The 6,215-nt window shown below is 57.5% G+C and carries 6 protein-coding genes and 1 pseudogene; 3 read left to right on the top strand and 4 right to left on the bottom strand.

Going from position 1 to position 6,215, the window contains the following annotated elements:
* Positions 1-165: integrase core domain-containing protein (locus AC1DUP_RS14980; protein WP_477833036.1), on the top strand; the 165-nt coding region annotated here is incomplete at its 5' end.
* 11 nt (positions 166-176) lie between these two features.
* Here AC1DUP_RS14980 and AC1DUP_RS14975 read toward each other — a convergent pair.
* From AC1DUP_RS14975 to AC1DUP_RS14960, 4 genes and pseudogenes are all read right to left on the bottom strand, one after another.
* Positions 177-2,240 (bottom strand): recombinase family protein, encoded by a 2,064-nt coding sequence (locus AC1DUP_RS14975; protein ID WP_477833030.1) that lies wholly within the window; start codon positions 2,238-2,240, stop codon positions 177-179.
* Positions 2,230-2,427 carry a hypothetical protein gene (locus AC1DUP_RS14970; RefSeq protein ID WP_041936667.1) on the bottom strand — a complete coding sequence of 66 codons (198 nt, stop codon included), beginning with the start codon at positions 2,425-2,427 and terminating at the stop codon, positions 2,230-2,232. The genes AC1DUP_RS14975 and AC1DUP_RS14970 overlap by 11 nt, the downstream gene beginning before the upstream one ends.
* Positions 2,428-3,818: 1,391 nt before the next feature.
* Positions 3,819-4,600, bottom strand: a pseudogene (locus AC1DUP_RS14965) (IS5 family transposase).
* A 400-nt stretch (positions 4,601-5,000) separates the two neighbouring features.
* Positions 5,001-5,309 carry an HNH endonuclease gene (locus tag AC1DUP_RS14960; RefSeq protein WP_477833029.1) on the bottom strand — a complete coding sequence of 103 codons (309 nt, stop codon included), beginning with the start codon at positions 5,307-5,309 and terminating at the stop codon, positions 5,001-5,003.
* Positions 5,310-5,727: 418 nt separating this feature from the next.
* Between AC1DUP_RS14960 and AC1DUP_RS14955 the strand changes: the two genes are divergently transcribed.
* The gene (locus AC1DUP_RS14955) at positions 5,728-5,961 is read left to right on the top strand and encodes a helix-turn-helix domain-containing protein (RefSeq protein WP_477833028.1); all 234 of its coding nucleotides are present in this window, start codon (positions 5,728-5,730) and stop codon (positions 5,959-5,961) included.
* Between the two features lie 10 nt (positions 5,962-5,971).
* Positions 5,972-6,211, top strand: a complete 240-nt coding sequence (locus tag AC1DUP_RS14950; protein ID WP_477833027.1) for a hypothetical protein — start codon at positions 5,972-5,974, stop codon at positions 6,209-6,211.
* Positions 6,212-6,215 lie beyond the last annotated feature (4 nt).

Here is a 6,215-nt window from a genome sequence, read left to right as displayed (position 1 = left end):
ATCCCATGCTTCACACCCGTGGCCAGCCCTCAGTCCAACGGCATGTCGGAGGCTTTCGTCAAAACCCTGAAGCGGGACTACATACGCATCTCACCCATTCCGGACGCCGCAACAGCCCTCCGGAAGATCGACGGATGGATCGAAGACTACAATCCTGTTTCATGACACCCATCTTTCTATGTCATTGAAGGGAATAGGTTTTCCTGATCTGGAGGCGATCCCGCGGGGTGGCGAGGGTTCTTCCGGGCACGATTGAGGATCTGACGTGCTTGTGGGGTCGCGAGTTTGGAACGGCTGAAGATCCATGGGCCATCGGGTAGCGGATGAACCCCCTCAATATCGCCCGCCTCGGCCGCCAGACGCAGCGTCTTTGGCGTTATCCCGAGCAACTTCGCCGCACCGCCCAGATTAAGCCACGGCTCGACCCCGTCGATCTGGGGACGGAAGACCGGAATCTTGCGATATGACCTCAGCGCGGTGACCCGCTCCCGTGTCCAGCGATTGCCATTGCCGGTCGTCAGTCCGTTGCGATTGAGGACACCGGCAATCACATCATCATTGGCGATCAAGACGAGCTGTCTGACAGCGTCGACAATGTCGTCAGGGGTCGCGTTTCTTTGGCCACGGCGTCGCTTCGGCAGGCGCAGCTCGGTGTGGACGCCTCCAACCCAATGAATGACGAGGACGATCTCAGAGGTTCCATCATCGAGATCGGCGACCACTTCATTGATGAGCGTGCGCACGATGCGCTTCTTCAGCCTTGCATCGGTTGTCGGCGCCGTCCAGACGGTGCGAAGGTTTCCCGCAAGTGCGGTTACCTGTGATGCGGACATGGGGAACGGCTGCGGCGTAACTGTCCGATGTTTGGCAATCCTGGCCTCGATCTCGCCGACGCGTGCGAGTGTCTTATTCCAGCGCGCTTCGAGCTCAGACGTTACAAGTCTGTTCTCCGGATCGGCCGCGTCATATTGCCGGAATGCCCGGTCGGCTCCATAGCGTGCTGCCTCGAGGTCGCGAAGCAGGACATCCTGAACCTGATCGCGTTGGCTGGCCATATTGCGTTCCGCCTCGATGGCGGCGGCAATGGCTCCTGGTTCGACCACGCCGAGCAGCGCCTCCTCGATCGCATCATCGACCCGCAGACCGCCGAAGGCGATGCGACGTGGTTCGCCATTATCGAGTAGACCGCGCCAACAGGAATAGCGCGGGATGTTATGGTTGGCGCCTGTGTAACGAACCGTCAGCTTCCGGCCGCACCTTTTGCAGCGGAACAGACCGGCAAGCAAAGCGTCGCCATGCTTCGGCGCTCCATGATGGCGACTGGCCGGTACATTGTCGCTGACCATCTTGCGGATCTCCTCCGCCCGTTCCCAACTGATGTAACCTTCGTGCGCGTCCGGGATCAGGGCAAGCCATTCATCACGCGCCTTGCGGCGAATTCCAGATCGGCCATCGTATCCCGGTACGGAACGACTCTTACCATAAGCATAAGCGCCGCCGTAGATCGGGTTCGCAATCATCCGGTGGATGGTGGCATAATTTGGCCTGCGCCAGATGACGTCACCGTTGGCGCACCTGACGGGCAGGTCCAACCCCTGCTCAAGGAACCATAGCAAGGCCTGCCGGGCACTCCCGAGTTCGGTGACCTTGTTGAAGACGAGTGCGATGGCTTCCTGGATGCGTCGGTCGGGATCCTTCTCGATCCTATCACCGGCCTTTACGAAGCCGGCCGGAACAGTGACGACGAGCTCACCGCGGCGAGCCTTCTCATAGCGGGCGGAAAGGGAACGCTGACGCAAGAGATCGAGTTCATATTCGTTGAGGCTGCCCTTCAAACCCAAGAGCAGGCGGTCGTTGCCCTGGCGGGGCGCATAAACTGCTTCCTGATCGACCAGGACGGTATCGACAACGCGGCACATCTCGATGAGTTGCTGCCAATCGCGGCTGTTCCGGGCGAAGCGCGATACCTCACGCGCGGCCACGGCGCCGACCTTGCCAAGGCAGACTTCCGCCACCATCCGATCAAATCCAGCGCGGGTCACGCCGCCGGCGGCCGAACGACCAAGGTCGTCGTCCACCGTTTCTATATGTGACCATCCAAGCGCTGCCAGACGGTCGCGCATGGCGTATTGGAGGGCGCTGCTCTCTCGATTGTGCAGAACCTGGTGAGCCGAGGACTGCCGAACATAGAGGATGGCCTTCCGCTCCAGATGATGCGGCCCGATCTTCTCATGCATCATGACCGGCCTCCTTCTGTTGGGAGGCATGTCCGCACTTTGCGTGATCGACGAACAGCCGCACGATGAGCACCGTCAACGCTTGGCGGGTCTCCTCCGGCAACTCCGGCCATTGCGGCGTCCCTGCCGTCTTCCCCCGCTGCGGGGCCGAGAACAGATCGAACTGGCATGTCATGGGCTGGCGAGGCATGAACATCTCTCCGACTCGTTTCGTGAGAGACCAATGCTGCGCCCATTACCGAAGATTGCGATGAGGCATCAGCGTCCTTCAGCAATCTTGCCAAAATATGCAGGCTTGCGAGATCGACGTGCGGAACCGGCAGGCTGCGCCAACAACCACTCACTGATCGGTCGAACATCCACAACGGGACCTCAAGAAGTCGACCAGAAGAAGAACCAGAAAGGCTGCAGCGGAAAATATGCGTCCCTTTGGACACCGAATCATGCACGTGAACGAGCCGCCCGGACCAGGGATGCCACGGATACAAAAGCTCGCGAACCTCGGTCCCGTGGGTGTTCTGTCGTCGTGTTGTATAATGAAATCCACCCACACTCAGCGCTGAAAATGGCCTCCCCAAGGGAGTTCATCAAAGCATTGTCTCAATAGCTGATCTGTCCGGCGAAATGGGGGGCACTCCAGCCAGTTCTTTACCCAGGAAGCAAGCATTCACAGACACTGGTGGCAAATGCCTACATCGCAGTTTGCGCAAATTGCCGAAAATCGAGTATGTGGATAGCTGACAGGTTGGTCTATCCGGACGCCAATTTCACTATCAATATGAATTCCGACACACCGGCGCACATAGCTGTTGACTATAAGGAAGCGGCGTCAATCTTAGCTACGTCTCCCAGAGGATCTGCTGCTTTGCTTCGTCTTGGTATTCAGAAGCTATGCAAACACTTGGGAGAACCTGGCAAGAACATCAACGACGACATCGCATCGCTCGTGAGGAAAGGATTGGATCACGCATTCAGAAAGCCTTGGATGTTCTTCGAGTAGTCGGAAATGAGGCCGTGCATCCCGGCACAATTGATCTTAATGATGATCCTGAGACCGCAATAAGCTTGTTTCGCTTCTTCAATCTGATTGTTGAGAAGATGATCTCAGAACCTAAGCACGTCGACGAAGTTTATTCGAAATTGCCCGCTGACAAGTTGAGTGCAATAGAAAACCGCGATAAGTCGAAAAACTAGGTCGTGTTGACAAAGTTACATCAGGAGCTTGTGGTCTCCGATGACGGAGATATGCTCGGGGAATGATGACTTCTCCTTGTCCCGTCTACCTTTTCAGAAGCGCAGGATTTGCCCCATCGGGCGATACAGTGGTCAGCGTTGCACCGTTGGATTGCGTTGTTGCAGTTTACGGTAACGGAGGTGTCGTTGGCGAAGGTGGCCTGTCTTCTGCCTTTGGTGGGGCGGCAGTCTTCAAGAACGATGCGTCCGGGGATTGCTTCGTCGGCGTCTGGGGAGCACGCAACGCCTCACGTTTCCGCAAGGAGCTTCGGGCTCATATGCAGATTGCGGTTCACAAGGAAGCGCCAGACGCGCGGCTTTCTTTCTGGGGAGCGGAGAAAGAGCGCCCTAAGCCTGTGCGCAAATGAAGGGCAACCAGAGTTTGGCTGAGGCCAACGCCAGGAAGCCAGCAAACGACATCCTCGTCTTGTCATAGCGCGTAGCGATGCGCCTGAACTGTTTGAGTCTGTTAAACATTCGTTCGATGCGGTTCCGGTCTTTGTATGCAACGTAATCGCACGGTAGCGGGCGCTTCCGCGTCGAGCGCGATGGGATAACAGGACGGGTGCCATGCAGCAGGAGTTCCTCGCGGATTGCATCCGCATCATATCCCTTGTCCGCCAGCATTTTGCGCGGTCTGCTGACGGGAATAGCAAGAAGTTGGGGAACGGCCTTCTAGTCCGATGCCTCACCGCCGGTCAGGACAAAGCCTAGAGGGCGTCCCTGACCGTCTGCTCGGGCGTGGATTTTTGTCGTAAAGCCGCCGCGTGATCGACCAAAAGCCTCCTTATCAGTCCCCCTTTTGCGCCAGCAGCCTGCGAATGACCCCGAACGGTCGTGCTGTCGATCATATGCTGCCAGTCGTCGGTTAAGCCAAGCTCCACAAGGGTCTCAAGCAGAGCGTCCCAGACGCCTTGTTCTGCCCACCGTCGGAAACGGACATAGACAGAGTTCCATTTGCCGTAGCGTTCGTGCATGTCGCGCCACGGGCAGCCAACGCGCAGGACGTGCAGCATCCCGTTTAAAAAGCGCCGATTATCGTGAGCGGGCCGCGACTTGCGTCCCCGTTCCCTGGGTAGGAACGGCTCGATTACACGCCATTCCTCGTCGCTCAAATCGCCTCGCGCCAATACTGCCTCCTAAAAAGCAGTCTTGAATCACGCTTCAGCCGATTTGGGAATCCACTTTGTCAACACGACCTAGAGCCAAGAACGAACCGAACAGTTCATACCCTCTGAAGTAGAATCATGCGCAACTCTACTTCATTTGCGGCGCGATGGATTGGTTTTAAGTGGATACGCACAGATACGTGCAAAGAGCGCATGAAGCACGCACGCCTAGTCAGCTAACCGTAGACGGAACAGAAATGCCGTCGGCTGGTGAGGCCAACGGCTCGCTTGTGGTGGCATGGTAATTTGGTCTGGCCGCAATGCTGGTGTAGGCGCAGGTGGTGATCGCGCCGGCCATCGGTGTTGGGATGCCCGCCGCCGATGCGGCTCGACGACGGGCAGAGCAGCCTCCCGCCAGAGGCTATTGGTTAGGCGATCTCGTGATAGCCGCCATGAATTCGGTAAATTCGCCGCGGCGGAAGGTGGCATAGGTCAGCCAATCCATTGCGCCACGCTCTTGGTTGCATCGTTTGCAGGCCATTGCGAGATTGTGAGGGGCATTGCTCCCTCCGTCTGCCCTGCGCCGTAGATGCTCGATCGTGGCCGCGTCTGGCCATTGTTGCGTGTCGTAGTCTGCGCTCACGATAACAAAGCGACCGCAATAGCAGCACCGGCCATCCTGCCGATCAAACAGCTTAAGCAGGACCGATCGGCTGATTCGTTTGCCCATGGTCAGCCTCGAGGGCTAGAGCGAAGCCAAGGATGTCGCGAAACTCACGACCATAATTTTCGCCGATGACGCGGACGGTGTAGACCTCCCTGCCAAGGGCGGTCCTTCTTCTTCCATGGATGATGCCGGGGAGTATCCCCAGCCGGACCATCTGACCAACTGCGAACCGCCAGGGGTTGGCGCGGTAAACGCATCGCCGGCGAACAGGGGCAGCGGCCAGTGCTATGGGAAGTGCAGCGGAGCCTCGTCTTTCGATGAGTCCGCGCGGGAGCAAGGTTCTGTCGGCAGGGTTGATCCTCGTGTGCATCGTCATTGGGCGCATCCTCGTTGACTTGTTACGGTGTAATAGGTATTTGATACAGGGTGACAAATGCGAAGTCAACACCCCGTAATAATTATTTGTCACAGGGTAACAATCATGACACCGGCACAATTGAGGATGGCTCGCGCCGCATTAAAAATTGGGGTGCGCGATCTCGCTGATCTGGCGGGAGTGACGACGGCAACAATCACGCGTTTCGAGAACGAGCGGGGCGGCTTAAACTCGGTGACAAGCGCAAAGATCAAATCATCTCTGACGACGGCAGGAATTCTGTTCATTGAGCAGAATGGGAATGGTCCTGGCGTTCGCTTGCGCGACAGGATGGAATAGGCACGACCTCATGAACAACATCCCCGATTTATTGGCCTCCGCTAAAACAGTCCACGACCGTTACAAAGCCGGACGCATGGAGCGCGAGACCGTGAGAGAATGGATCGGCAGACTCGGCACCTACGATGGTCCGGCCGGCGAACGAGTGAAGGCCGCCGCCGATTGGTTTCGCATCCACAAGACCGAGCCAGTGCCAGCCGAAATTATCCTTGGTGATCTCGATCGCATCGCCGCGATCTTCGGACAATGACGCG

This window comes from Rhizobium sp. 01L419, assembly GCF_056400025.1.
Note: the sequence above shows the minus strand (reverse complement) of the source record. Positions and strands in the feature narration are given on the sequence as shown.

Bases quoted from the DNA above. Each gene is read 5' to 3' on its own strand.
- AC1DUP_RS14955 (WP_477833028.1), top strand. From the start codon at position 5,728: ATGACACCGGCACAATTGAGGATGGCTCGCGCCGCATTAAAAATTGGG.
- AC1DUP_RS14960 (WP_477833029.1), bottom strand. From the start codon at position 5,309: ATGGGCAAACGAATCAGCCGATCGGTCCTGCTTAAGCTGTTTGATCGG.
- AC1DUP_RS14970 (WP_041936667.1), bottom strand. From the start codon at position 2,427: ATGCCTCGCCAGCCCATGACATGCCAGTTCGATCTGTTCTCGGCCCCG.
- AC1DUP_RS14975 (WP_477833030.1), bottom strand. From the start codon at position 2,240: ATGATGCATGAGAAGATCGGGCCGCATCATCTGGAGCGGAAGGCCATC.
- AC1DUP_RS14950 (WP_477833027.1), top strand. From the start codon at position 5,972: ATGAACAACATCCCCGATTTATTGGCCTCCGCTAAAACAGTCCACGAC.